Genomic DNA, 23,800 nt, shown 5'->3' on the forward strand with positions numbered 1-23,800 from the left:
GGTACCCGGTAGCGTGAGCCGACGATTCCGAAGGTCCCCCATTCACAGGAGTCCCGGTGACGCAGAGTGGACAGGGCGAGGAGCCCTCGCCGCGCCGAGCGCGCGAAGGCATCGTGCTGCCCTCGGACGGCGGTACGCCCGTGCTGCCGGGGCAGGCGGGCGGAGCCGCCGGGCCCGCGCCCGCCTCGGCGCCGTCCGACGCCCGGGCATGGGACCAGCCGTGGGGCCCCGGACAGCAGTACGGCCCGCCTCCGCAGGAGAGCCGGCCCGCTCCGCCCGGCGCCCGGCCCTGGGAGACCCCGCAGACCGGCGGCCCGTCCGCCGCACAGCACGCCTGGCCCGCGCAGGGTCCGGCGCAGGGCCCCGGCGGCCCGCCGCCGATGGCGGGCCCCGGCCCGCTGCCCCCGGAGAACACGCAGCCGCCGGCGTACGGCGGCCCGGCCGCGGCCGGGCACGCCGCCCGGGGCGCGCAGCCGCCGTACGGGCAGCCGGAGTACGGGCAGCCCGCCTACGGGCAGCCGGCGTACGGACAGCACGGGCAGCAGTCCGCGCCGCTCCCCCCGGCCGACGGGGACGCCACCCAGTACCTGCCGCCGGTCGGCACACCCGCGGACGAGGGGGCCACGCAGTACATACCCCCCGTGAGCCCGGGGGCGCTGCCGCCCGAGAGACCCGTCGGTCCGCCCGCCGACGAGACGCAGTTCCTCGGCCACGCGCCGCAGCACGCCCCGGCCGTGTCCCACCCCGACGCCGAGGCCACGCAGTACATCGCGCCCGTGCCCGCCGGGCCCCCCGCGGCACCCCACGGCGGCGTCCCCGGCGCCGACGACGGCCGGCAGCCGCCCGCCGAGTTCGACAGCCTCTTCCGCAGCGGCCCCGCCGACGGACCGGCCTCCGCCACCCAGCAGCTGCCCCGCTTCGACGAGCCGGGCCCCGCGGACCCGCCCCCGTACGTCCCGCAGGGCCCGGGCGGCGGCAGGCGCCGCGGCGGCCACGACGACGCGGGCCGGGGCGGCCGGACCGGTTCCCGGCTGCCGCTCCTCGCGGCCGTCGGCGTCGGCATCGCCGTCGTCGGGATCGGCGCCGGCGCGATGATGGCCGGCGGGGAGGAGGGCGACGACAAGGGCGGCAACCAGACGGTGTCCGCCACGGCCCCCGCGGACTCCGCGTCGGCCTCCGCGTCACCGTCCGTCGACCCGGTCCGGCAGCAGGCCGTCGAGCTGGACAAACTGCTGGCCCAGAGCGGCAACAGCCGGAGCACCGTGATCAACGCGGTGGCCGACGTGAAGTCCTGCGACAACCTGCCCCAGGCCGCCAAGGACCTGCGCGAGGCCGCCAAGCAGCGCACCGGGCTGGTCACCAGCCTCTCCCAGCTGTCCGTGGACAGGCTGCCCGGCCACACCGAGCTGACCACCGCGCTCACCAAGGCGTGGCAGGCCTCGGCGTCGGCCGACAACCACTACGCGGCCTGGGCCGACCGGACGGCCGGGAAGAAGGGCTGCAAGAAGGGCAAGGCCGCCACCCAGCCCCAGGAGGCCAACCGGGCGAGCGGCACGGCGAGCAAGGAGAAGGCGAAGGCCGCCGCCCTCTGGAACGCCATCGCCAAGCAGTACGGGCTCACCGAGCGCCAGCCGGCCCAGCTCTGACCGCGGAGGGCGGACGGCCTGACCGCGGAGGGCGGACGGCAGGCCGCGGGAGGGCGGGCTCACCGGCCCGTCCGGTCAGGCGAGGCGGGCGTCGCGCAGGGTCTGTGTGGTGTCGACGGCGCCCCTGCGGGCCGACACCAGCCGGCCCTGCCGGACGACCTGCAGGGTGACCTCGGCGTTGACCAGCCGCGGGAAGCCGACCGAGGCCAGTTTGTCCTGGAACTTCCACCGGAGCGGTGGCGTGAGGCCGCCCGTGCCGACCTCCAGCCCGCCGTCCAGGGCCCGGGTGACGCGGTCGGCGCTCACCCCGCCGTCCCCGAGCGACTCGACGACCTCCTTGAACACGGTGTACGCGATCCAGGTGGTCTGCACCCCGGCGTCCGCGGCGTCGACGCTGTTGTCGCCGAACGCCTCCTCCTGGATGACCTTCTTCATCCCGTCCCAGCCCGGATCGTCCACCTCCGGGTACCAGCCGGTGACGTACGCGCCCTCGTAGGGGCCCGAGGCGCCGCCGGACGCGTTGACGGCGGACTGGTCGACGCTGCCGAGCACGGTCGCCGTCCGCACCCGCGGGTACTCCTCGCGGGCCCGCCGGAAGGAGTCCATGAAGGTGCCGGTGCGGTCCCCGAGGACCGGCACCACGCACCCCGGCCGCGCCGGGTCGGCGGTCGCCCGCCGCAGCGCCCGGTCGGACTCGTCGTGGTACTCGGTGGCGTCCTCCTGCGCCCGCTGGTCGTGGGTCGCGGCGTGCCCGCCCCCGGTCAGTCCCGAGTCGAGCAGCGGGGCCAGCTGGTCGCCCGCGATGGTGTCGGGGCGGACGAGCGTGACGGGCCCGCAGGGCTCGGCGAGCGCGCTGCCCAGACCGGCGAGCAGCGTGGGCTGGCCGCCGTTGACGGGGTAGGACAGGGGACTGGTGAACTCCGCGTTGGTGATGCCGTAGCCGCCGATGTACGGGATGCCGGCGCCCTCCAGGACGGGGAAGAACGAGTCGGCGTGCTGACTGTAGGAGCCGACCACGGCGACCGCGCCCTCCTTGACGGCACGGCGGGCGCACTTCACGGCGGCCACGCTGTCGTTGTGGTCGTTGCAGGTCAGGACGTTCAGCCGGTGGCCGCCGAGGCCGCCGTGGTCGTTGATCCAGCGGGCGTAGGCGCGGGCGAAGGCGGGCATGCCGGGCTTGTTGGTCGCGTCCGTGTCCGAGGGCGCCCAGGTCATGACGGTGATCGGGTCGTCCCCGGAGCCCCCCGTGACTCCGGGGACGACCCCGCAGCCGGCGGCGAGCGACGCGCACACCACCAGCGCACCCGCGGTCAGCGCGCCGGTCCGGGTGGGCCGGGAGCGGCCGGGGAGGCCGCGGAGGAACGTGCTGCGGTTGCGTCGCCTGCCGGTCATGGTCCCGCACGATTCCGCCACACGGATAACCTGGGCGTGACCTCCGGCCGACGCGTGGTGACGCCGAGGTGAATTACGGGGGCCGGTCCGACGCGGGTGGAGGGGAACGTACGATCGATGACCGTGCAAGGTTCGGAGAACTCTTCCCGTCGCGGCCGCCGCTCCTCCACCATGGGCGGCATGCCACTCAACGACATGCCGTGGTGGCGCTGGCGCAGCCAGGTGCGCTCCGCGCTGCACATGCTCTCCGCGCCCGCGTTCCAGCGGGACGTCTGGCTGGCCGGCACGCCCGGTTACGGCGACGTCACCGACGCGGTGTACCGGCTGGTGGAGGACACCTGGCTGGACCACTGGTCCGCCGAGAAGTACGTCGGCACCATCTTCCGCGACTCCCAGGAGGCGGCCCTCGTCGACACCGCCGTGCTGCGCGTCCTGCGGATCATGCACCAGGTGGGGCCGGACGCGCCGGTGGCCACCTACCTCGAGCACCCGGACTGGCCGGAGGCGGTGCGGGCGGCGCGGGACGCGCACGTGCGGCTGGCCACCGGTGACGGCGACGACCCGGAGGCGGAGCCCCGCAGCCTCGAGGTGCTGCGGATCATGACCAGGTCCGCCTGACGCCCGTCTGACGGGACGACCGTCGGTCCGGGAGGCCGATATGGGACCCTGTCCTCCATGAACGAGCAGTCCAGCCCCGCCGCCGCACCGGCCGACCAGTACGTCCTCACCCTGTCCTGCCCCGACAAACAGGGCATCGTGCACGCCGTGTCGAGCTACCTGTTCATGACCGGCTGCAACATCGAGGACAGCCAGCAGTTCGGCGACCACGACACGGGCCTGTTCTTCATGCGCGTCCACTTCTCGGCCGAGGCCCCGGTGACCGTGGACAAGCTGCGCGCCAGCTTCGCGGCGATCGGCGACTCCTTCCACATGGACTGGCAGATCAACCGGGCCGACGAGAAGATGCGCATCGTGCTCATGGTCAGCAGGTTCGGGCACTGCCTGAACGACCTGCTGTTCCGGGCCCGGATCGGCGCGCTGCCCGTGGAGATCGCCGCCGTGGTGTCCAATCACACCGACTTCGCGGAGCTGGTGGGGTCCTATGACATCCCCTTCCACCACATCCCCGTGACGAAGGACACCAAGGCGGACGCGGAGGCGCGGCTGCTGGAGATCGTGCGCGAGGAGGACGTCGAACTCGTCGTGCTGGCCCGTTACATGCAGGTCCTCTCCGACGACCTGTGCAAGCGGCTCAGCGGCCGAATCATCAACATCCACCACTCCTTCCTGCCGAGCTTCAAGGGCGCGAAGCCGTACCACCAGGCGCACGCCCGGGGTGTGAAGCTGATCGGCGCGACCGCGCACTATGTGACGGCCGACCTCGACGAGGGGCCGATCATCGAGCAGGAGGTCGAGCGGGTCGGCCACGACGTCACGCCGGACCAGCTGGTCGCCATCGGCCGGGACGTGGAGTGCCAGGCGCTGGCGCGGGCCGTGAAGTGGCACGCCGAGCGGAGGATCCTGCTGAACGGGCGCCGCACCGTCGTCTTCGCCTAGTAGCCCGGGGGCGTTCGGTCCCGCGGGCGGCCGCGGGCGAGCGGTGGTTGTTCGCGCGGTTCCCCGCGTCCCTCCGGGACGCGTTCACCGCACGTACCTCCAGGGGCGCGGGGCTGTGTCGCATGTGCGGCTCCGCCGCGTGGGCGCGACCCGCCCGCGCCCGCAGCCGCGACCCGCCCGCAGTCGCCGACGAAGCCGCGTCCCGCCCCTACATCCGGCTCAGGCTCGCCGCGGCGAACAGCACGTCCCGGATCGCCTCCCGGTCCCCCACCTGCCCCGCCGCCGCCTCCGCCGGAGGCACGTGGCCCGCGGCCAGGTGGCAGAACTCGACGCCGTCCAGGGCGACATGGGCCACCTCGTGGTCGGCGGAGCCCACCGCCGCCGGTGAGTCCAGCGGGATGAGCCACTCGCCGCCGCCCGAACCCTCGATCTCCAGTCGCAGGCTGCGCCCCGGCTCGCCCGCCGTGACCAGGTGCCGGCCGTCGGCGGGCGCGGCGAGGCCGGACCTGCGGCGTGCGGCCAGGACGCCCGGCAGCATCCGGGCGGCGAGGTCGATCATGCGGTGGAGATGGCGCGGCGAGGGCGGCTCGTACGGGTAGTCCACCGCCTCGGCTATGTCCTCCGCGTGCACCCAGCACTCGAAGGCCCGGTCCAGCATGGCGTCGCGCAGCGGCAGCTCGAAGTCGCCGTAGGAGACCGGCATCCGGCCCGCGCCACCACCCGTGCCGCCCGTGCCGCCGGTGAACGCCACGGTCCGGACGAGGGCGTGGCTCTGTTCGCGCCACGGCGCCCGCACCGCGCGCGTGGGCGGGTAGTGCGAGGCACGCCAGTAGGCCTCGGTGCGGCTCGCCGGGGCCGGGGCCTCGGCGGCGATCTCGCCGAGCGGGTCGGGCAGGCCCAGTGCGATCCCGACCAGTCCGTCGACCGTCAGCAGATGCGCGATGACCCCGGCGACGGTGGTGCGCCGGCTCACCGCGCCGTCGTCCCCGAACCAGCGCAGCCGTACCGGCGCGTGCCACTCGGAGTCCCCGATGTCCTGCAGCAGCGCGTCCAGGCGCGCGGTCTCGGCGTCGTACGGCGCGGCCCACTCGGGCACCGGGATGCGCGGCGGGCGACGTTCCAGGCAGCTCTCCAGGACACGGGTGCGCAGGGCGGGGTTCAGGTCGAGGCTCTCCGGGCGCTGGAGCAGCCCGACGGCGTCGCGCAGCCGCAGCGCCTCCTCGGCGCAGGTGCCGCACTCGTCCAGGTGCTCCTCGACGGCCGCGGCCTCCTCCGGGGAGCAGACGGCCAGCGCCCAGGCACCGAGGAGGGAGGTCAGCACGTGGTGCTCCAGTACGAGGGGTGCGGCCGGTTCCACCGCGGGCAGCGGGTGTCCGCCGTCCTCGACGGAGGCACGCGGCAGCGGGATGCGCGGCGCGGGGCCGGACCCACCGGCGCCGTCGCACGCCTCGTTCCCACCGTTCTCGCCCTTCTCGTCGTGCCCGTCGTGCTCGCCGTACGCTCCGCTCACGCCGCACCCCCGTATCCGGGCGGCGCCCCCGGTGACGGCACGTCGCGGGCGGTGGCCAGCAGCTGCAGTCCCAGGCGCAGGCGGCGACGGGCCTCGTCCTCCGTGACGCCGAGGTCGGCGGCGGTCTGGCGGTAGTCGCGGCGCTGGAAGTAGGCCAGCTCCAGGGCGGCCCGCAGCGAGGCCGGCATGGACTGGGCGATGTAGTCGGCGCGGGCGGCGACCGAGGCGTGGCGCACCTTGCGCTCCAGTTCCTCGGTGGTGCCGGTGCCACCGCGCGCGAGAGCGGCCGCCTCGGTGGCCCGCAGCCGCTGCACGGCCAGGCGGCGGGTCAGGGCGGCGACCCAGCTGCGCAGCGGGCCCTGCTTGGGGTCGTAGGTCTCCGGGTGCTCCCAGACGTGCGCGAACACGTCACGAGTGAGGTGGTCGGCGGCCCGCTCGTCGTCCAGCACGCGGTGGGCGAGGCCGTGCACGAGCGAGGCGAACCGGTCGTAGAACTCGCCGAGGGCGGCGGCCTCGCCCCGGGCCAGCCGCTGCTGCATCGTGCGGTCCCAGCGCAGCGGCGGGTCCTTCTTCGCCATACGGCTCCTCCCCCCTGCTCGGGCCCGACGGCCGGGCCGGTCCCCCACCGGTGTCCAGCCTGTGGCCACCGTCTCCTCGAATGTAGTCGGCACGTCCGACGACGCACGCCCCTTTGTGTCAATGCGCGCCCCCGGCGGGCCGCAGATGGTAGGGCGCTCATCGACCTCTCAGGTCGACCGCCTACCCTCCATAGTGCGACCGAATTCGATCGAACAAGATCGAAACCGTCTGAAACAAGCCTCTTTTGATCGGATCCCGTTTCCGGGCAGGTGTTTGCGGGAACGGCCGGTGGGCAGGCGCGCGACCAAGAAGCGTAGGCGTGGCTTCCGTTTCGGCGGGTCCGGACGCACCGACGGATGAAGGGCATGGCGGTGACGCTCAAGGTGACCGGCGGCGAGCGCGGCGACTGGGCCGTGCTCCAGGTGTCGGGCGAACTGGACCTGGTGACGTCCCCGGTGCTGCGGCAGCGGGTGCACGACGAGGTGGCCGAGGGGCGGCACAGCCTCGTCCTGGACCTCTCCGAGGTCCTCTTCTGCGATTCCAGCGGGGTCGGCGTGCTCATCGCCTCCCGGCGTCTCATCCGCTCCTGTCAGGGCAGGCTGCGCCTGATACTGCCCGCCCGGGGAGCCGTCGACGGCTCCCATGTCAACCGGGTCCTCGGTGCGCTGGGTGTGCGCCGGCTCTTCGACGTCCACCCCGACCTCGCCTCGGCGACCGGCGACCGACCGCGACCGCTCTCCGCGTAGGGGCGTGCCCCCGGTGTGCGCGGGGGAGGGACGGGCCCGGGTTCGCCCTGCGGGCGGCCCCCGGGCGTCGTACTCTCCGTGCGAGACGCACCCACCCGACGTGACGAGAGGGCGGTCGGAGAAGACATGGTCAGCAGCGAGTACGAGCGCAGGATCGCGGCACGGTTCGCCACCTTCGACCAGGACGGCAACGGCTACATCGACCGGCAGGACTTCAACACGGCGGCCAAGGCGCTGCTCGCCGAGTTCGCCGTCGCCGCCCGGTCCGACAGGGGCCAGGCCCTGTACGGCGGAGCGGAGGCGCTCTGGCAGGGCATGGCCGGGATCGCCGACCGCGACGGCGACCAGCGCATCACCCGGGAGGAGTTCGTCACCGCGGCGGTCAAGCGGCTGCGGGACAACCCGGAGCGGTTCGCCGAGATCGCCCGCCCGTTCCTGCACGCGGCCCTCGCCGTCGCCGACGCGGACGGCGACGGAGCCGTCACCGTCGCCGACACCGCGCGGGCGCTCACCGCGCTCGGCGTCCCCGGGGCCACCGCCCGTGCGGTCGCCGACGAACTCGACACGGACGGCGACGGCAAGGTGGGGGAGGCGGAGGCCGTTCCGGCGTTCGCCCGCTGGTTCACCGTGCCCGAGTGACGCGCGCGGGGCCGCGTCGGCCCCGCCCGCGGTGACGCGGATCGTGGCAGTACATGATCACCGAGGGTAGTCGCCGGGTCGTGTCCGGCGTGTGCCCCGTCACGGACCGGAGTCGGCGCCGTCCTCCGGTACCTTGTGTGGGATGCGAGTGCCCCCGAGCGCCGGCCGTGCCGGTGCCGCCCGCCGGGCGGCTCCGGGACCGGGCGTGTGCGCCTTGCCCCGCAAGGCGGAGAGGCCGTCGGCCACCGCCTGTTCGACTGCCCGGACCGGGCGTCGCACAGTATGCCGCACGAGTACTCCTTCGCGCTGGAATATGCCCGAAGCGCTTGTTGGCGTGACTGTACGTCAACCATGCTGTCCCCTACGGGATTCACGTTCCGTGAACCCTGGCCCGGCCGTTGTTCTGGCCATGCAGGAAGTGGCTACGATCGTGGCCCTCGTGAGGCGCGAGCCTTTGTGTCCGCCGGTTCGGATGGTGTGAGCGGTGCAGGTGCTTCAAGTGCAGCTGGAGATCCGGCCCGACCCCGCAGAGGTGGGGCGAGCCCGCCGGTGGGCTCGCTCGCGGCTGGCCGGGTCGGGGATACGGGCGGACGAGCAACTCGCCGAGACGCTGGTCCTGATCGTCTCCGAACTCGTCACCAACGCCGTGGTGCACACCGGCTGCCCCGCCGTGCTGCGGCTCGTCCTGCCGGGCGTGGTGACCGGGGAGACCACGGTCCGCCTCGAGGTGGACGACACCAGCGGGAGCGCCCCGGTGCCCCGGTGCGTGGACGACGACGCGACGGGCGGCCGGGGCCTCGCCCTCGTCGACGGCCTCGCCGACCGCTGGGGCTGGAGCCGCGAGGGCGCCGGCAAGCGCATCTGGTGCGAACTGGACCGCTGCGCCGGACCGGGGGAGGCCCCGCCGGTCCGTACGGGCGGCGCGGTGCCCCACGAGGGAATGACCTACGAAGTGGTGTAGGACCTGTCGTCCGGACCGTTCCGGCGACGCGGGGAGGCATTGCCCGGCGCATCGGCCCCCGCTTCCGCCGACGCCGGTGCGGCAGTGCGCCGGGGTGTGCTTCCGTGCGCGTCCCGCGCGAGCGGGAGCCCCGGGGGGAAACACTCCCCGGCGGTTGACGGATCGTCACCGCTTCCTCACGCTTGTGGACAACGATTCGCCGCGAGGGGACGGCGAGGGCCCGGTGACGGGGTCCTCGACGAGTGTGGGTCGTGATTCGGCGGCGGTTCCCCCGGGGGCGACGGGAACCGGGCGGGAGCGCCGGAGTCGGGTGGCGGCGTGCGGCGCCACGGCCGGGGCGGCCGGCGCCGCGCCGCCGGCCGACGCCTCCCGGTGACGCCCTCACCCTCCACAGGCTGTGGACGACGCCTGCGGATCGGGCACCGGCCGCTCGGTGCACCGCGCCTGCCCGCCGTCGCGGAGGGGCGGTACGACGGTCCGGCGGACCACGCCGTCGGCGACGGCGGTGCCGCGGTCCCGGGCGCCTGCCTCAGCCCGGCAGACGGGAGACGCGGTCCGCGTGCGCGCAGTGCCTGGTGCCGCGGCAGGCGACGTTTGCCCGGTAAGGAGCGGCGTCCGGTGCGGCGAGTGGGGGCACCCCCTCCGGGGGAGCGTGCCGGGCGTCGCGACGGGGCGAACACTGCCTGTCGCGGCACTGGGCGGCGGCCCGCCCGCCCGGGCCGCCGCCGACGACGTGCACGGGCAGGCCCGCGGGACGGGCGGACCGGGTTCGGCAGGCGGTGCGGAGTCGGCCGTGCGGCGAGCGCAACCACGGCTCCGCTTGATGGGTCTCGGTCAAGACCGGAATCGGTTGTGGATCGGTCACGGGGAAATCCGCGGGCCCCGCCGGCCCACGGTCGGATTGAATGGACCGATGGCCCACACACGTATACGCACCCTCGCTCCCTCCGTCACCGAACCGCGCGGGCACGGCCTGCACCTGAGTGCCTGGGACGCCGGCAGCGACGCCGACGCGCAGACGTGGCTGCGCGGACACCTGGACCCCGACTTCCAGCGCTGGAACACGCCGCTCAGGCCGATGACCGGCCTCGACGCGGCCCGCGAGTCGCTGCGCGCACGGGCGCGGGAGGCCGGCGAGGGCAGGTCCGCGTCGTTCCGGATCACGGACGGGGCGGACGGCACGACGCTCGGACACATCGGCGTCGGCGAGATCAACCTGCCCCTGAAGCTGGCCCGCGTCGGCTACTGGGTGCTGCCCGAGGCCCGCGGCCGGGGCGTCGCCACCCGCGCCCTGCTCCTCGCGTCGCGCTGGGCCTTCGCGGAACTCGGCCTCCACCGCCTGGAACTGGGCCACGCCCTGGGCCACGGCGCCTCCTGCCGGGTCGCCGAGCGGTGCGGGTACCGCTACGAGGGGACGATGCGCGGGGCGATGTTCGAGGAGAACCGGCGCGACGCGTTCCGGGACGCCCACCTGCACGCCCGGCTGGCGACCGACGCGGAGCCGGCCGCCCCCGACGCGCGGTGAGCGCCGCTCACGGCCACAGCAGTTGCGTGCGCCAGTCCTCCTCCGTCCGCCGGTAGGCGAGGCGTACGTGGCGGCGCCGGGCGTCGCCCTGGAAGAACTCCACCTCCTGGGGGCGCAGCCGGTACAGCGTCCAGGACGGGACGGGCGCGTCCGGTTCCCGCTCGGCCCGCTCCCAGGCGGTCTCGGAGGCGCGCGCCAGCTCGTCCGGGGAGCTCAGCGGCGCGCTCTGCCGGCCGGTGAGGGCGGCGGCCAGCGCGCCGGTCGACCGGGCGTGCAGGTCGGCCCGCGCCTCCTCGGCCGGGGCGACGGTGACCGGGCCGCGGACCCGCACCTGGCGGCCCAGCACCGGCCAGTAGAAGACGAGCGCGGCGTACGGCCGGGCGACGAGGTGGCGGCCCTTGCGGCTGTCGGCGTGCGTGGCGAACGACCAGCCGTCCGCGTCCGCGCCGTGCAGCATCACGATCCGTACGTCCGGCCAGCCCTCCGCGTCGGCCGTCGCCAGCGACACGGTGTGCGGCTCGCTCTGCCCGGCCGCCACCGCCTCGGCGAACCACCGGGTGAACAGGGGCAGCGGGTCGCCGGGTGCGGTGGCCGGGTCGAACGGGGGCAGTTCGGTGACCGCCGGGTCCCACACCCGCAGTGACCTCAGCAGTTCGTGAAGATCGGGTTCCATGCCCCGATTGTCACGTGGGGCCGGGCCGGGCGAGGGATGTTCGCCGTACGGTTCACACCTGGCCGAGGTCGGAGGAGACCCAGCGCTCGGGCCGCATCCGGACGACGACCTGTTCGCCGTGGCTCTTCCGGGCGAAGTCGACGTAGCCGTCGACCTTCTCGGCCGGCAGGTACCGGGCGGCCATCTCCCGCAGTCGCTCGACGGTCGCGGGGACCGTCTCGACGACCGGGCCCTCCACCGACACGTACCGGATGGTGGGCTCCAGCCGGTCGACCATGAGGGAGAACCGGCCCGCCGCCTTGATCAGCTCGTTCTTGCGGCTGTCGAGCCCGGTCATGATCCAGACGTCGCCGCCCGGCGCGTACTGGTACCAGATGGGCACGGTCAGCGGGGCGCGTCCGGGGCCCGCGTCCACCGCCAGCGCGGCGATGTGGGGTTCGGCCAGGAACTGTTCACGCTCTTCGCGGGTCAGGGCCATTCCGGTCTCGTCTCCTCAACGGCGTACGGGTGTACGGCTGTTCGGGTGCCTGCAGCGGTCGCAACGGTGGCCGGGCGGGTGCTTGTTCCCGCGCGGGCCGGTCGGCGGCGGCGGGCGGATCGGCGCCACGGGCGGGGTGCGGCGGCGGACGCGCGGTCGGGGAAGGGGACCGGGGCGGCGCAGGGGGCGCGGAGGGCGGTGGGAGCACCGGGGCGGGGAAGGGCGTCCGGGAGGCGGGGCGTGGCGGAGCGGGCAGGGATGACAGGCTGCCGTGCGACCGGACGGGCGCGTTACCTGGAGGGCTTCTTGCCGGTGATGCCCAGGTGCATCAACAGAGCCAGATTTGGCTTGAGTTCGGCCTGCTTCACGCCCCAGGAGCTGAAGCCCTTCTGGTGCGAGGCGACGGCCGCGAGCATCGTGACCAGCGAACCGGCGATCGCCGCCGGGTTCACGTCCTTGTCGACCCTGCCCTTGGCCTGCAGTTCGGCGACGGAGTCCGCGAGGGCCGTGTTCACCGAGTTCAGGATCTTCATCCGGAGCTTGTAGAACCGCTTGTCGCCCTCCGCGGCGCCCAGGTCGACGACCCGCAGGATGGCGTCGTTCCTCCGCCAGAAGTCCAGGAACCCGTCGACCAGTTCCTGCGCCGTCTGCCAGCCGGCCTTGCCGGCCCAGGAGCGTCCCGCCGCCAGCCCGGCCAACCCGGAACTCTCGGCGGCCGTTTGCTCGGCGATCTCCAGGACGGCTCCCTCGACGTCCGGGAAGTACTGGTAGAAGGTCGCGGGCGACGTTCCTGCCTTCCGGGCGACGTCGATGACCTTGACGTCCCGGTAGGGGGAGGAGCTCAGCATGTCGCCCAGGCAGTCGAGCAGTTTCTGCCGGGTCGCCTGCCCGCGTCGACCGGCCACGCGGCCGTCCACGGTGCGCACTTGTCCTGTCATGCCGTCAGCTTACCGACGGCCGATCGGCGCGCGATTCGGCCGACTGCAAATGGGGTGTGCGGGTGCGAAGTGGCTGCTGTGCCTGGTCTGCGCGGTGCGCGCGAGGCGGTTACGTTGGCGGTATGGCCGAAAACGGTGCATCCGCCCGGCGGGCGTCCGGGTACGCGGAAGGCGTCCCCTGCTGGGTGGACGCGCAGCTCTCCGACGTCCGGGCGGGCGAGCGCTTCTACGGCGAGCTCTTCGGATGGGCCTTCACCCAGGGGCCCGGTGCCTCCAGGTGGGCCCGCCTGGACGGCGAGCCCGTCGCCGCGCTGGTTCCCAAGACGGACGGCCGGATGCCCACCGTGTGGACGGTGTACTTCGCCGCCCGGGACGCCGGGGCACTGGCCGGGCGGATCCGGGAGGCCGGCGGGCAGGTCGTCACGCCGCCCCGGCCGGTGGACGGCCTGGGCACGACCGCCCTCGTCGCCGACCCCCAGGGCGCGGTCTTCGCCCTGTGGCAACCGGCCCCCGGCGCCGACGCCGACGGGTCCGCCTCCACCGCCTCCACCGCCTTCACCGGCTTCGGCAGGCGGCACGAGCCGGGTGCCTTCGCCTGGGCCGAGCTGTACACCCGCGACACCGAGGCCGCCAACGCCTTCTACGGCGGCCTGTTCCACGACACCCTCTTCGGCCCCGGCGCCGCACCCGACGTGGGCCGCGCCGCGGTGACCGACGTCTTCCCCGCCGAGATGCCGCCGCACTTCCTCGTGCACTTCCGGGTCGAGGACTGCGAGGCGGCGCTCGGCACGGTGGCCCGGCTCGGCGGGCGGGTGCGGGTGCCGCCGTTCGAGGCGTCGTACGGGCGGGTGGCCGTGGTCTCGGACGACCAGGGGGCGTCGTTCGCGCTGCTCCAGCGCTGAGGGCCGCCGCGACACCGTACCGGGATGGTCGTTCGCCCGGGATTGAGGCATGACACCCCGATTGTCCCAGGGTTCGCCACCAGCGCCTCGGACAGGAAGAATCGGGGTGTGTGCCGCCGCGGCGGTGTGGTGGTGAGACGCTGCACGTCGGCCGCGTACATATGTGGGTGGTGCGGCTCGTACGGGGAGGTGGCAGGCAAGTGGTGGATCAGCTGACACAGCACGATCCGCGGCGGATCGGGCCGTTCGAGGTGCTGGGGCGGCTCGGCGCCGGCGGCATGGGGCTGGTCTATCTGGCGCGTTCGGCGTCCGGCCGGCGCGTGGCGATCAAGACGGTCCGGACGGAGCTCGCCGAGGACCAGCTGTTCCGCGTCCGCTTCACGCGTGAGGTGGAGGCCGCCCGCGCGGTCTCCGGCTTCTACACGGCGGCCGTGGTCGACGCCGACCCGCGGGCCGCCGTGCCGTGGCTGGCCACCGCGTACGTCCCCGCGCCCTCCCTCGAGGAGATAGTGAACGAGTGCGGGCCGCTGCCGGCCCAGGCCGTGCGCTGGCTGGCGGCGGGCGTCGCGGAGGCGCTGCAGTCGATCCACGGCGCCGGGCTCGTCCACCGCGACCTCAAGCCGTCCAACGTCCTCGTCGTCGAGGACGGCCCCCGGGTGATCGACTTCGGCATCGCCTCCGGCGTCTCGAACACCCGTCTGACCATGACGAACGTCGCCGTCGGCACCCCCGCCTACATGTCGCCGGAACAGGCGAAGGACTCGCGCAGCGTCACCGGCGCCAGCGACGTGTTCTCGCTCGGCTCCATGCTGGTCTTCGCCGCCACCGGACACCCGCCCTTCCACGGGGCCAACCCGGTCGAGACGGTCTTCATGCTGCTGCGCGAGGGCCCCGACCTGGAGGGCCTCCCGGACGAGCTGCGTCCGCTCATCGAGTCGTGCATGCAGATGGAGGCGACGGCCCGCCCCAACCCCGCCGACCTCCAGTCCCAGCTCGCCCCGCACCTGTACGGCTCCGGCTCCGACGACAGCGGTACGGCCTCGGCGTGGCTGCCCGAACGGGCGGTGAGCCTGATCGAGGAACGCCGCAACGGCCGCCCCACGGCCCGGCCCGCGGCGACGGCCGGCGGGCGCGGCGGCGGCCCGGCCGGTGCCCGGCCGGCCGTGCCGGCGCCCCCGCTGCCGCCCCCGCCCTCGCACGACCCCGTCGTGCCGGCGCCGTCCGTGCACGGCCCCCCGGTGCCCGCGCCCGTCGGCGCCCCGGACGCCGGGCCCGTCCGGCTGGCCGGTGCCGCGGTGCCCATCGGCCCCGGCCCGCGCGTCGCCGACATGCGGGCCGCCGCGGTGGCCGCGCCGCCGCCGGAGTCCGCCCTCGCCGCCTCCTGGTCCCGGCCGCGCCCCGGCGTGGGCGGCGCCGACCCGGTCGTACCGGCGCCTGCCGCCCCCGCGACGCCCCCCGAAGCGGCGGCGAGCGGCTGGCGCCCCTGGCGTTTCCGCATGTCCAACGACGTCTGGGGCACGCCGTCCGTCGACGGGGACCTGGTCTACGTCACCTCCTTCGAGGTGCACGCCCTGGACGTGGCCACCGGGCGCCGCCGCTTCAAGACCCGGGACGTGGCCTGGTCGATGGCGGTCGCGGACGGCCGTATCCACGCCTCCGACGGCCCGACCCTCTTCGCCCTGGACGCCCGCGAGGGCGCCGACCTGTGGCGCGTCCAGACCGACGCCTGGGTCTACTCCCTCCAGGCCGACCGGGGCACGGTCGTCACCGCCACCCGCGGCGGCGGCGTCCAGGCCTGGGAGGCCTCGGGCGGCCAGAAGCTGTGGGAGATCACCGGCGCCCAGACCGACTTCGAGTCCCCGGAAGCGGGCGCGACGGTCCACGACGGCACGGTGTACGTCTGGCAGGACGCCCGGCTGCGCGCCCTGGACGCCCGTACCGGTGACGAGCGCTGGTCGTACCCGATCGGCGACGCGGCGTCCTGCGGCGGCGTTCCGGTCCGCCTGGCCCAGGCGCCCGACGGCTACGTGTACGTCGCGGCCGGCACCCGCGTCCTCGCGCTGGAGGTCGCCTCCGGACACGTCCGCTGGCACTTCGAGGCCCCGGCCGTCTTCCTCTCCCCGCCGGTCTTCGTGCCGGGCCCCGCGGTGACCGGCGGCGGCGTCTACCTGGCCGACTACCTCGGCACGGTGTACGCCCTCGACGCCACCGACGGCCGCGACCGCTGGCGCATCGCGACGGAGGGCCGCTCCTCCACCGACCCGGTCCTGGTGGCCGCCGGTCACGTCCACGTGGGCAGCGGCAAGGGCCTGTACACGCTGGACGCCGTCACCGGCACGCCCAAGTGGCGCTTCCAGGCGGGCGGCGAGATCGTCGGCGCGCCCGCGGTCGCCGAGGGCCGGATCCACTTCGGCTCCACCGACCACCTCCTCTACACGCTGAAGGCCGACGACGGCCGGCTGCGCTGGAAGCTGGCGACCGGCGGCGAGATCACCGGCTCCCCGGTGGTGCGGGACGGCATCGTGTACGCGTGCAGCAAGGACCGCTGCGTGTACGCGCTGGACGCGGAGAAGGGCACGGGGACGGCGCGCACGACGTGACGCGCCCCGCCCCGGCCCGGTCACCCCGTGTGCCCGGCCGTGGCAGGCCAGTGACATGCCCGTGACAGGGGCTCGCTAGCGTGGGGGCCATGACGACACGGGGACGAGCACTCAGGTTCACGGCGATCTCGGCACTGGTGGTGCTCAGCCTGACCGGTTTCTCGACGGGACGCGGCCACGGCCACGGTGACGGCGGCGGGGGCGGCGGGTGCAGCAGCAGCGGCCAGGACCACGACACCTCGTCGTCCACGTCGGGCGGTGACGTCTACAAGGACGACGACGACAGTTCGTACGGAGGCGGCACGAGCGGCGGCTACGGCTACGGTGGCTCCGGCTCCGGCTCCGGCTCCGGCTCCGACGACGACCACGACGACACCGGCGGCAGCGGCGGCGACAGCGGCAGCAGTGCCCTGCAGGCCGCCACGGTGGAACTCGTGAGCTGCGCGACCGAGGCCGACCCGTACGCCACGGTCGAGGTCACCAACCCGAACGACCGCGAGTACACCTTCGCCGTCACCGTGTTCTTCAAGGACGCGGGCGACGTCACGATCGACGACACCCGCCAGGAGACCACCGTCCCCGCCAGAGGCGTGAACCGCGTACGCCTCGCGTTCGACGACCGGGGCGGGACCGTCGACCACTGCGAGCTGGACGACGAGGAGATCCTGCCGCTGACGTGACGCGGCCCCCGGGGTCAGGAGCGGGCCGCCCGGCGTTCCGCCCCGCTGAGCGGCGGGCCCTGGAGGTGCGGCTTCTTCGGCCCGAACAGCATGGGCACCAGCATGTCCCGCGAGAAGAGCCGGGTCGGGGGCCGCTCCATGCTCATCACGTCGAGCAGGGCGCCCATGGCGCGCGGACTGCGGGCGCCGGTGGCGACGGCCCGGTCGACGTAGCGGGCCAGCAGCCTCTCCACCACGGTCGGCGGTGTCCCGGCGGCACCCGGGTAGAAGGCGTCCTGGCCGACCGCCAGGTCCCAGGCGCCGGCGACCGGGCGGGCCGCGGCCCGCTGGAGGGCACCGGCCGTCCCGGGCGCGGTGAGCGCGGTGCGGCGCAGCACGTCGCGGACCGCGAGGGCGCTCTGGGCGGCGACGGTCAGGCCGTGCCCGTAGACGGGGTTGTAGCCGGCGACGGCGTCGCCGAGGACGACGAAGCCGTCGGGCCGGCGTCCGAGCTTCTCGTAGTAGCGGCGCCGGTTGGCGGTGCTGCGGGTGACGGTGACGTCGCCCAGTGGTTCGGCGTCCCGCAGCAGCTCGCCGATGACCGGGTCGGCGAGGCCCAGCGCGAACGGCACGAACGCGTCCGGGTCGGCGGTGGGCTCGCCGCCGCGCGTACCGCCCAGGGTGACGATCCACCGGTCACCCTCCACGGGCAGGATCACCCCGCCCCGCCCCGGCGGCCTGGCCGGGTTGGCCTGCACGTTGACCAGCGGGAAGGTGCCGTCGGCGGTGGTGCCGGGGGCGCGGTACACGCGGGTGGCGTAGGTGAGGCCGGCGTCGACCTCCCGCTCGGCGACCCGGGGCAGGCCCAGGTCGGCGAGCCACCGCGGGGCGCGGGAGCCGCGTCCGGTCGCGTCCACGACGAGGTCGGCGGCCAGCACCTGCTCGCCGTCGCCGGACCGGACGCGGACCCCGCGCACGCGGCGGGCGTCGCCCTCCAGGGCCAGGGCGGAGGTGCCCTGGCGCAGGGTGATCCGCCCGCTCTTGAGGACGTGGTCGCGGACGACGGAGTCGAGCAGGTCGCGCGAGCAGACCAGGTTCCGGTGGTGGGTCGCCAGGAACCTGCGGAACCAGACCTCGTTGGGTGCCCGGGACACCATGTCGCCCATGATGTGGACCAGGCGCCCGCCCCGGCCCACCACGTCGTCGACGAGCCCGGGCAGCAGCTCGCCCAGGGCCCGCACCCCGCCGCTCCACACCAGATGCGCGTGCCGGGCCTGCGGAACGCCCCGGCGCGGCTCGGGCCCCTCGGGCAGGACGTCGCGTTCGACGACCGTGACGTCGGCGAACTCGGTGAGCGCGGCGGTGGCGAAGAGGCCCGCCGCGCCGGCGCCGAGGACGACGGCGTGCGGCCGGGGGACGGCGGGAGTGTCAGGCATGGGTGTCGAGGCCGCTTTCTGTGCTGGTCACCCGGCGGCCGAGGTCGGCGAGGGCACGCCGTCGGTACAGGGCGAGGGAGATGGTGTCGATGTGGTCGCTGATGTCGGTGCCGATGCCCGGCGGCCGTTCGCTCGCGGGGGCCGGGACACCGGCCGCGTAGGCGTCGATGGCGGCGCGCAGCGCGACCGCGCCGGCGAGGTCACGGGCCCGCGCCTCACCGTGGGCGGCCCGCGCCGCGGCGAGGGCCCGTGCGTGGACGTCGGGGCGGAAGTACGGGGCCAGCAGCCGCAGCGCGTCGTGGATGCGCTGCTGCCGCTGCACGACCCGCAGGTCCAACGGCACCCAGAACCCGAAGCGGGCCGGTGCCGCCGCCGGCGCCAGCACCCGCAGCGCCCGCCAGAGCGGCCGCAGCCGCAGGTACTCCCGCTGATCGCGCACCGCGTTGCGCAGCGCCGGCCCGGCCTGCGGGACGATGAACCCGACGGCGACCAGCGATGCCTGGAGCAGTGCGAACGGCGGCGCGACCCGGGTGCTGAGCACGTCCCAGTCCGTCCCGCACCACCGGGCCGCCACGGCGAGGAGTTTCGCCGCGTCGAAGAGCAGCCCGGTGGCGAAGCCGAGCAGCAGGAAGACGACCCCCGACTTCACCCAGCGGTCGGTCACGGCCGGCGACCACTGCCGCAGCATCCGCGTGGCGACGATGCCGGTCACCGCGTGCGCGCCCAGGTAGAGAAGGATGTGCTCGCGCATCCACGGGGTGCCGGCGTAGTAGGTGTCGAGGTCGTAGGTCCGCGGTTCCGGCACGCGTGCGAGCAGGAAGGTCACCCAGAGCCCGGCCACGATCCCGCCGTACGCGCAGTAAATACGGCGGATGCCGCGCCGGCGCCGTTCGGACGGCGGCTGGCGCCACCGGGTGATCATGGCCAGCCCGGTCGCGCCGGACACCGTCAGGAACGAGTACGCGCAGGGCGAGGCGAAGTTGGGGATGCCCGTCCAGCCGTTGAGCCGCTCGATGTTGACGGGCGTGATGACCACCAGCACGCAGGTCGCGCACGCCAGCAGCACGGTCGTCGCCCGCACCTCGGGGGTGCGCCAGGCCCGCACGAACGTCGGCAGCTTGAGCAGGACGGCGAGGGCGAGCAGGGCGGTGGGCAGGGCGTAGGGGACGTGGAACGGCGGGAGGTGCGGGACCATCAGAGCAGGCGTCCGCCGCGGTTGGTCAGCGACAGGTTCATGCGGCCCTCCAGCGTCGCCGGGGAGACCGGGCCCTCGGCGTACCGGCCGCGCATCCAGGTGCGCACCTCGCGGCCGAACAGCAACCCGAAGGTCTCGGCGGCCACCTCGTGCCCGTCCGGCGACTCGGCCCGGGCGGCGACGGCCAGCAGCGCGTCGCGCGGCACCTCGGCCTCGGCGAGGATCTGCTCCGCCGCCCGCCGCACCGCGTCGGACGCCTGCCGCGACGGTGCGCCGGCCCGCGCGGAGGCGTCGGCGAGCCCGGCGACGTGATGCCCGCAGTCGCCCTGCTCCTCGTGCCACAGCTCGTGCCCGAGGATCACCAACTGCGCCTCGGGGACGGTGCGTTCCTCTACCACGATGACGGACCTGTGCCCCAGGTCCAGCCGCAGCCCCGACACCGGGACGTCCGCCGGGAACGCCCGGAACACCAGCTCCACCGGCCGCCCCGCGCGCACGCTCATGGCCCGGCAGAAGGCCCGCATGACGGCCTCCGGCTCCGCCGGCCGGTCCAGATCCTGGGCGGCCTCCCTGCCGAGCGCACGGAGCAGCGCCTTCATCGCTCGCGGACTCACGGGCCGGTTTTCCCCCTCCCCGGGACATCACCGACGTACACCGACAGGTCGGGAAGACCTTAGTGACGGACGGGGCTTCGTTCGACCCTTTCGAACGACTCAGGCCACGGCTTGGCCGGAACTGGCCGGGGTGGGCCCCCGGCGGGGGCCGGGGCCGGTGTCAGTGATGGGAGCGTTTGTCCCACGCGGAAGGTCCCGTCGCCCCCGCCCTTGCCGGGTATCCGCCGGTCCGCGCGGGACATTCGCACCGATCCCGTTCGCCCGGCCCCGTCAGGGACGCGCGCGGCACTCGGTCAGTACGCCGTGGATCTCCTCCAGCATGCGGGCGGGGTGGTGGAAGACGTCGTCGGCGCCGTAGCGGAGGAGGCGGCGGACCTCGGGGCAGCGGGAGATCTCGTCGAAGCGGACCATGTCCCGGCGGTGGGAGTCGCGGGTGCCGTGGTACGCGTAGCCCTCGATCTCGACCGCCAGTCCCTCGGCACGGAAGAGGAAGTCCAGGTAGCGGCACCGTCCGTCCGGCGTCCGCACTTCCGCCTGCGTCTCGGGGCGCAGCCCGGCGTCGTGCATACGGAGCCGGGCGACGGTCTCCGCCGGTGAACCGGCGCCGCGGTCCACGAGCGCCAGCCACTTCCGCGCTCGTGCGCTGCCGGGCAGTGGGGCCTCGACCTCGATGGCGAGGGCGGCCGGCGTGATGAGCGGAGGCCCGCGCACACCGCCGACCCTGCGGTGGCCGAGGGCGGACTCGACGGCGACCAGGGCGTCGTCCCTCGGGCCGCACCGCAGGAGGTCACCGAGCGTACGGGCGAGGGCCGTGGTCCGGAGCCGGTGGCGCCCGACGACCTCCACGTCGGTGTCGGCGAGCGGGACGCGGTACACGCGGATGCCGGTGGGCCTCTGGCGGAAAGTGAGTGCCGGGTCCGTGAATTCCAGGCGCTCGGTCGTGCCGTGGCCGAGGGTCTCGATCCGCTGGAGCCGGGCGGCGGAACGGTGACTCACCACGAGCCGCGGATGGAGAAGCTGCACCGCCTTCAGCCGGACGTCGGGGTCGTGCTCCGCGCCGGTGCCGGGCTCGGCCCAGGCGCCCTGCCGCACCCGGCCCCAGCCCTCCGCCCCGAGCCGCCGGAACAGCGAGGACCGGGTCCACCCGGCCTCCAGCGCGCGTGACGTGAGCAGCACGCCTTCCTCGACGAGCGCGCGCAGGCCGTTGCGTTCGTGCTCCACGGCGCCGGTGTGCCGTGGAACGGGGGAGTGGCCCCGGCCCTGTGGACAACCGGCCTCAGCCGGCCCGGCACCCGTCGACGAACGCCTGCCAGGCGCGGGGGCGGAAGAGGAGGACGGGGCCGTCGTCGCCGTCCCGCACCTGCTTGGAGTCCCGCACGGGGACGAGGCCGGGGAGGCCGTGGGCGACCTCGACGCAGTCGCCGCCGTCGCCATTGCTGTGACTGCTCTTGCGCCAGCGCGCGGAGTTCACGTCAAAGTCGCTGTGTGCCATTTCGACAGTCCTCAGCCGCTTCCTCGATCATGGCGAGGGACGCCTCCGGCGGCAGAGCGGCGGCCCTGAGCCGATCGTATGCCTTGCGGTACTGCTTCACGACGGACGGTTCGTCGATGGTGTCACCGCTGTACGCGGACTCCGTGTAGACCAGTGGCGGGGCGTCGGCGAAGGTCATGACCTTGGCCATGCCCTGCATGAGCGGGTGCGCGCCGCGATTCCACGGCAGCACCTGTGGAATGATCCTCGGCCGCCGGGCCAGCTCCACCACCCGCTCCAGATGTTCCGCCATCTCCGCCGGCGGAAGGATCGGATGCCTGATCAGTGATTCGTGCAGGACGACCCAGTACTCGGGCGTCGTGTCGTCGTCATCGAAGATCCGGGCGCGGCCGAGCCGTGCCCGTACCTTCTCGTCGGTCCTCTCGACCGGCTCCAACGGGTGCGTGGCCCGGACGACGGCACGGATGTACGGCTCGGTCTGGAGCAGGCCGGGGAAGACGGTGGGGCACCACTCCTCGATGGTCGCGGCGTGCCGTTCCGACTCCAGTACCCGCTCGAAGTACTTGGCGTGTCCCTTCCGGCGGGCCTTGTGCACGTCCTCGCAGCGCCGGGCGAAGAAGCCGTCGGTCCCGAGCACGCGGTCCACGTGCTCGGCGAGTTCGCGGGGCATGCGGCGCTCGCCGCGTTCGATCTCGCTGAGGTGGCTGAGCCCGTAGAAACTCCCCTCGGTCAACTGGCCGAGAGTGAGCCCCGCCTGTTCCCGCTTCCAGCGAAGTTCCTTGCCGTAGAAGCTCGGTACGCTCTCCGACCCGTCGATGTCCTTGCGCCGCACGCCAGCCACCCGTCTCCCCGATCCCGCGACTCCACCAGCACCACGCCCGGTTCCGCGGGTCGCGGCCGGGAAGGTTTTCCTCTTCCACGATAGGGAGGACGGATCCACGCTGTGACTGATTCATCACCCAGAGTCCGGAAGGTGTACGTCCATGCAGTCGCAGCCCCCCGCCGTCCCCGACCCCGGTCCCACGGCCCACGACGTGACGCTCTGCGCCGAGGCCCTGCGCGCCGCCCTGGCCGCCCACGGCATCACGCTGCCGTCTCTCCGTGTCGATCTGCCGAGCTTCGCGGGCTCGTACCGTCCGCCGGCCGGGCTGATCGCGCTGGGGAACTGCAACCTGGCGACGGCACGGCGGCTGGCGGAGGTTCTCCGGAAGGCGGCGGAGGGGTGAGCGGGCCGGTCCAGGACCCGCCGTGCCTGCGGATCGACCTGCTCGCCCTGCCCAAGGCGGTGCCCGAACTGCGCCGGGCGGTCGGGGAGTACGTGGACGCCGGGGTGCGTGCCGAGGCGCAGCTCTGTGTGACGGAGCTGGTCGCGAACGTGGTCCGGCACGTGGGGGAGGGGACGCCGGTACACGTGCGGGTGGTCGGGCGTACGCCGGGTGCGCCCACGCGCATCGAGGTCACCGACCCGGCGGCACATGTCCTGCCGGTCCTCCACCACGCCGGCGCGGAGGACGAGTCCGGGCGCGGGCTGTCGCTGGTGGACGCGGTGGCGTGCAGGTGGGGGGTGGAGCGCGGGGGCGCGGGTGGGAAGACGGTGTGGTGCGAGGTGGGCGGGGCGGAGACCGGCGCCGTACGCGAGTGAGGCCGAGGTTCCCCTCGGTCTCTTCGGCGAAGCGCCCGCGTCAGGGCGTGTGGTTGTCGGCCGACGCCGGGCTCGTGGCGGCGGCGGTGGCGCCGAGCACGAGGGCGACGGTGGCGAGAAGCCTCTTGGCGCGGGTCATCCCCACTCCTGTGTGCCAGAGGGTGTCCAGACAGGAGGTGAGAGCAGAGGTACCAGGCGCGCGTGTCCGAGTACTTCGCACGCTGGGCGCCGGACGTTCTCAGGAAATGATCACAGACATACATCGGCCGCGGCGGCTCCCCCTCCGCGCCGCCGCGGCCGATCCCCGTGTGGGAAGAAGGTCTACTTGCCGTCCAGGTCCAGGGCGGGCGGGGCCGGCATCTGGTTGTCCATCGTGGTGATGGCCTCGTCCTTCGCCGGAGGAGTGGGCATCTGGTTGTCCATCGTGGTGATCGCTTCGCCCTCCGCCGGAGGGGTGGGCATCTGGTTGTCCAGCGGCTTGGCAGGCGCGGCCTTCTGCTCGCTCATCTACTGGTGCTCCTCTGCAACGACGAGGTCTGGGTACGTAACGCCCGCCCGGAAGCTCCCCCGAGGGCCACCGGGCGGGCGTTCGGAGCCGAACGTCAACCCGGTCGGC

Annotated in this window: 25 protein-coding genes and 1 pseudogene; 12 read left to right on the forward strand and 14 right to left on the reverse strand. The window is 74.3% G+C overall.

Annotation, left to right across the window (positions count from 1 at the left end):
* The first annotated feature begins 56 nt into the window (after positions 1-56).
* Positions 57-1,646 (forward strand): hypothetical protein, encoded by a 1,590-nt coding sequence (locus ACIRFH_RS25915; protein WP_403525317.1) that lies wholly within the window; start codon positions 57-59, stop codon positions 1,644-1,646.
* Between the two features lie 75 nt (positions 1,647-1,721).
* On the opposite strand, the gene ACIRFH_RS25920 is transcribed toward ACIRFH_RS25915, so the two are convergent.
* Entirely contained in the window at positions 1,722-3,038 is a 1,317-nt protein-coding gene (locus ACIRFH_RS25920; RefSeq protein ID WP_403525320.1) for an ABC transporter substrate-binding protein, read from the reverse strand.
* Between the two features lie 117 nt (positions 3,039-3,155).
* Here ACIRFH_RS25920 and ACIRFH_RS25925 point away from each other — a divergent pair, with 117 nt between their 5' ends.
* The gene (locus ACIRFH_RS25925; protein ID WP_403525323.1) at positions 3,156-3,656 is read left to right on the forward strand and encodes a hypothetical protein; all 501 of its coding nucleotides are present in this window, start codon (positions 3,156-3,158) and stop codon (positions 3,654-3,656) included.
* A 57-nt stretch (positions 3,657-3,713) separates the two neighbouring features.
* Entirely contained in the window at positions 3,714-4,595 is an 882-nt protein-coding gene (purU, locus tag ACIRFH_RS25930; RefSeq protein ID WP_403525326.1) for a formyltetrahydrofolate deformylase, read from the forward strand.
* A 208-nt stretch (positions 4,596-4,803) separates the two neighbouring features.
* Here the strand turns inward: purU and ACIRFH_RS25935 are convergent, their stop codons facing one another.
* Together ACIRFH_RS25935 and ACIRFH_RS25940 are read right to left on the reverse strand one after the other, a co-directional pair.
* Complete coding sequence (locus ACIRFH_RS25935) at positions 4,804-6,120, reverse strand: zf-HC2 domain-containing protein (RefSeq protein WP_403525401.1); 1,317 nt, start codon at positions 6,118-6,120, stop codon at positions 4,804-4,806.
* A complete protein-coding gene (locus tag ACIRFH_RS25940; protein ID WP_403525329.1) occupies positions 6,102-6,683 on the reverse strand; it encodes a sigma-70 family RNA polymerase sigma factor in 582 nt (193 codons plus the stop codon). The genes ACIRFH_RS25935 and ACIRFH_RS25940 overlap by 19 nt, the downstream gene beginning before the upstream one ends.
* A 366-nt stretch (positions 6,684-7,049) precedes the next feature.
* On the opposite strand from ACIRFH_RS25940, the gene ACIRFH_RS25945 reads away from it, so the two are divergent.
* From ACIRFH_RS25945 to ACIRFH_RS25955, 3 genes are all read left to right on the forward strand, one after another.
* Positions 7,050-7,430: an STAS domain-containing protein gene (locus ACIRFH_RS25945; protein WP_403525332.1), complete on the forward strand. Its 381-nt coding sequence runs from the start codon at positions 7,050-7,052 to the stop codon at positions 7,428-7,430.
* A gap of 126 nt (positions 7,431-7,556) precedes the next feature.
* Positions 7,557-8,069, forward strand: a complete 513-nt coding sequence (locus tag ACIRFH_RS25950; protein ID WP_403525335.1) for an EF-hand domain-containing protein — start codon at positions 7,557-7,559, stop codon at positions 8,067-8,069.
* Positions 8,070-8,568: 499 nt separating this feature from the next.
* Positions 8,569-9,030, forward strand: coding sequence for an ATP-binding protein (locus tag ACIRFH_RS25955; protein ID WP_403525404.1), 462 nt, complete (start codon positions 8,569-8,571; stop codon positions 9,028-9,030).
* A gap of 396 nt (positions 9,031-9,426) precedes the next feature.
* On the opposite strand, the pseudogene ACIRFH_RS25960 reads toward ACIRFH_RS25955, so the two are convergent.
* Positions 9,427-9,549 (reverse strand): annotated as a pseudogene (locus ACIRFH_RS25960) (AraC family transcriptional regulator); the annotation flags it as partial.
* Positions 9,550-9,943: 394 nt separating this feature from the next.
* Here ACIRFH_RS25960 and ACIRFH_RS25965 point away from each other — a divergent pair.
* Positions 9,944-10,555 carry a GNAT family N-acetyltransferase gene (locus tag ACIRFH_RS25965; RefSeq protein WP_403525338.1) on the forward strand — a complete coding sequence of 204 codons (612 nt, stop codon included), beginning with the start codon at positions 9,944-9,946 and terminating at the stop codon, positions 10,553-10,555.
* Positions 10,556-10,562: 7 nt separating this feature from the next.
* Here ACIRFH_RS25965 and ACIRFH_RS25970 read toward each other — a convergent pair whose 3' ends face one another.
* From ACIRFH_RS25970 to ACIRFH_RS25980, 3 genes are all read right to left on the reverse strand, one after another.
* The gene (locus ACIRFH_RS25970; RefSeq protein WP_403525341.1) at positions 10,563-11,228 is read right to left on the reverse strand and encodes a pyridoxal 5'-phosphate synthase; all 666 of its coding nucleotides are present in this window, start codon (positions 11,226-11,228) and stop codon (positions 10,563-10,565) included.
* Positions 11,229-11,280: 52 nt separating this feature from the next.
* On the reverse strand, positions 11,281-11,706 hold the full coding sequence (locus ACIRFH_RS25975) for a pyridoxamine 5'-phosphate oxidase family protein (RefSeq protein WP_403525344.1): 426 nt from the start codon (positions 11,704-11,706) through the stop codon (positions 11,281-11,283).
* 290 nt (positions 11,707-11,996) lie between these two features.
* Complete coding sequence (locus tag ACIRFH_RS25980; RefSeq protein WP_403525407.1) at positions 11,997-12,632, reverse strand: TetR family transcriptional regulator; 636 nt, start codon at positions 12,630-12,632, stop codon at positions 11,997-11,999.
* Between the two features lie 134 nt (positions 12,633-12,766).
* On the opposite strand from ACIRFH_RS25980, the gene ACIRFH_RS25985 reads away from it, so the two are divergent.
* From ACIRFH_RS25985 to ACIRFH_RS25995, 3 genes are all read left to right on the forward strand, one after another.
* Positions 12,767-13,546 (forward strand): VOC family protein, encoded by a 780-nt coding sequence (locus ACIRFH_RS25985; RefSeq protein WP_403525347.1) that lies wholly within the window; start codon positions 12,767-12,769, stop codon positions 13,544-13,546.
* 200 nt (positions 13,547-13,746) lie between these two features.
* The gene (locus tag ACIRFH_RS25990) at positions 13,747-16,146 is read left to right on the forward strand and encodes a PQQ-binding-like beta-propeller repeat protein (protein ID WP_403525350.1); all 2,400 of its coding nucleotides are present in this window, start codon (positions 13,747-13,749) and stop codon (positions 16,144-16,146) included.
* Between the two features lie 89 nt (positions 16,147-16,235).
* A complete protein-coding gene (locus tag ACIRFH_RS25995) occupies positions 16,236-16,826 on the forward strand; it encodes a hypothetical protein (protein WP_403525352.1) in 591 nt (196 codons plus the stop codon).
* Positions 16,827-16,840: 14 nt separating this feature from the next.
* Here ACIRFH_RS25995 and ACIRFH_RS26000 read toward each other — a convergent pair whose 3' ends face one another.
* From ACIRFH_RS26000 to ACIRFH_RS26025, 6 genes are all read right to left on the reverse strand, one after another.
* Positions 16,841-18,241 carry an NAD(P)/FAD-dependent oxidoreductase gene (locus ACIRFH_RS26000; protein ID WP_403525355.1) on the reverse strand — a complete coding sequence of 467 codons (1,401 nt, stop codon included), beginning with the start codon at positions 18,239-18,241 and terminating at the stop codon, positions 16,841-16,843.
* The gene (locus tag ACIRFH_RS26005) at positions 18,234-19,436 is read right to left on the reverse strand and encodes an MAB_1171c family putative transporter (protein ID WP_403525358.1); all 1,203 of its coding nucleotides are present in this window, start codon (positions 19,434-19,436) and stop codon (positions 18,234-18,236) included. Before ACIRFH_RS26005 ends, ACIRFH_RS26000 begins: the two co-directional genes overlap by 8 nt.
* Complete coding sequence (locus tag ACIRFH_RS26010) at positions 19,436-20,050, reverse strand: toxin (RefSeq protein WP_403525360.1); 615 nt, start codon at positions 20,048-20,050, stop codon at positions 19,436-19,438. The genes ACIRFH_RS26005 and ACIRFH_RS26010 overlap by 1 nt, the downstream gene beginning before the upstream one ends.
* A gap of 270 nt (positions 20,051-20,320) precedes the next feature.
* A complete protein-coding gene (locus ACIRFH_RS26015) occupies positions 20,321-21,271 on the reverse strand; it encodes a hypothetical protein (protein WP_403525363.1) in 951 nt (316 codons plus the stop codon).
* A 55-nt stretch (positions 21,272-21,326) separates the two neighbouring features.
* Positions 21,327-21,542 (reverse strand): DUF397 domain-containing protein, encoded by a 216-nt coding sequence (locus ACIRFH_RS26020; protein ID WP_403525366.1) that lies wholly within the window; start codon positions 21,540-21,542, stop codon positions 21,327-21,329.
* A complete protein-coding gene (locus ACIRFH_RS26025) occupies positions 21,523-22,374 on the reverse strand; it encodes a helix-turn-helix domain-containing protein (RefSeq protein ID WP_403525369.1) in 852 nt (283 codons plus the stop codon). Before ACIRFH_RS26025 ends, ACIRFH_RS26020 begins: the two co-directional genes overlap by 20 nt.
* A gap of 151 nt (positions 22,375-22,525) precedes the next feature.
* On the opposite strand from ACIRFH_RS26025, the gene ACIRFH_RS26030 reads away from it, so the two are divergent.
* The gene (locus tag ACIRFH_RS26030) at positions 22,526-22,768 is read left to right on the forward strand and encodes a hypothetical protein (RefSeq protein ID WP_403525372.1); all 243 of its coding nucleotides are present in this window, start codon (positions 22,526-22,528) and stop codon (positions 22,766-22,768) included.
* Positions 22,765-23,184 carry an ATP-binding protein gene (locus tag ACIRFH_RS26035; protein WP_403525375.1) on the forward strand — a complete coding sequence of 140 codons (420 nt, stop codon included), beginning with the start codon at positions 22,765-22,767 and terminating at the stop codon, positions 23,182-23,184. Before ACIRFH_RS26030 ends, ACIRFH_RS26035 begins: the two co-directional genes overlap by 4 nt.
* A 321-nt stretch (positions 23,185-23,505) precedes the next feature.
* On the opposite strand, the gene ACIRFH_RS26040 is transcribed toward ACIRFH_RS26035, so the two are convergent.
* Positions 23,506-23,691: a hypothetical protein gene (locus tag ACIRFH_RS26040; protein ID WP_403525378.1), complete on the reverse strand. Its 186-nt coding sequence runs from the start codon at positions 23,689-23,691 to the stop codon at positions 23,506-23,508.
* Positions 23,692-23,800: the final 109 nt, after the last annotated feature.

The sequence above is a fragment of the Streptomyces sp. NPDC093586 genome (assembly GCF_044764905.1).
GTDB lineage: Bacteria > Actinomycetota > Actinomycetes > Streptomycetales > Streptomycetaceae > Streptomyces.

What these genes read in the sequence shown, in the direction of transcription:
- ACIRFH_RS25920 (WP_403525320.1), bottom strand. Translation starts at nt 3,038, where the DNA reads ATGACCGGCAGGCGACGCAACCGCAGCACGTTCCTCCGCGGCCTCCCC.
- ACIRFH_RS25925 (WP_403525323.1), top strand. Translation starts at nt 3,156, where the DNA reads ATGACCGTGCAAGGTTCGGAGAACTCTTCCCGTCGCGGCCGCCGCTCC.
- purU (WP_403525326.1), top strand. Translation starts at nt 3,714, where the DNA reads ATGAACGAGCAGTCCAGCCCCGCCGCCGCACCGGCCGACCAGTACGTC.
- ACIRFH_RS25940 (WP_403525329.1), bottom strand. Translation starts at nt 6,683, where the DNA reads ATGGCGAAGAAGGACCCGCCGCTGCGCTGGGACCGCACGATGCAGCAG.
- ACIRFH_RS25945 (WP_403525332.1), top strand. Translation starts at nt 7,050, where the DNA reads ATGGCGGTGACGCTCAAGGTGACCGGCGGCGAGCGCGGCGACTGGGCC.
- ACIRFH_RS25950 (WP_403525335.1), top strand. Translation starts at nt 7,557, where the DNA reads ATGGTCAGCAGCGAGTACGAGCGCAGGATCGCGGCACGGTTCGCCACC.
- ACIRFH_RS25965 (WP_403525338.1), top strand. Translation starts at nt 9,944, where the DNA reads ATGGCCCACACACGTATACGCACCCTCGCTCCCTCCGTCACCGAACCG.
- ACIRFH_RS25970 (WP_403525341.1), bottom strand. Translation starts at nt 11,228, where the DNA reads ATGGAACCCGATCTTCACGAACTGCTGAGGTCACTGCGGGTGTGGGAC.
- ACIRFH_RS25975 (WP_403525344.1), bottom strand. Translation starts at nt 11,706, where the DNA reads ATGGCCCTGACCCGCGAAGAGCGTGAACAGTTCCTGGCCGAACCCCAC.
- ACIRFH_RS25985 (WP_403525347.1), top strand. Translation starts at nt 12,767, where the DNA reads ATGGCCGAAAACGGTGCATCCGCCCGGCGGGCGTCCGGGTACGCGGAA.
- ACIRFH_RS25995 (WP_403525352.1), top strand. Translation starts at nt 16,236, where the DNA reads ATGACGACACGGGGACGAGCACTCAGGTTCACGGCGATCTCGGCACTG.
- ACIRFH_RS26000 (WP_403525355.1), bottom strand. Translation starts at nt 18,241, where the DNA reads ATGCCTGACACTCCCGCCGTCCCCCGGCCGCACGCCGTCGTCCTCGGC.
- ACIRFH_RS26005 (WP_403525358.1), bottom strand. Translation starts at nt 19,436, where the DNA reads ATGGTCCCGCACCTCCCGCCGTTCCACGTCCCCTACGCCCTGCCCACC.
- ACIRFH_RS26020 (WP_403525366.1), bottom strand. Translation starts at nt 21,542, where the DNA reads ATGGCACACAGCGACTTTGACGTGAACTCCGCGCGCTGGCGCAAGAGC.
- ACIRFH_RS26030 (WP_403525372.1), top strand. Translation starts at nt 22,526, where the DNA reads ATGCAGTCGCAGCCCCCCGCCGTCCCCGACCCCGGTCCCACGGCCCAC.
- ACIRFH_RS26040 (WP_403525378.1), bottom strand. Translation starts at nt 23,691, where the DNA reads ATGAGCGAGCAGAAGGCCGCGCCTGCCAAGCCGCTGGACAACCAGATG.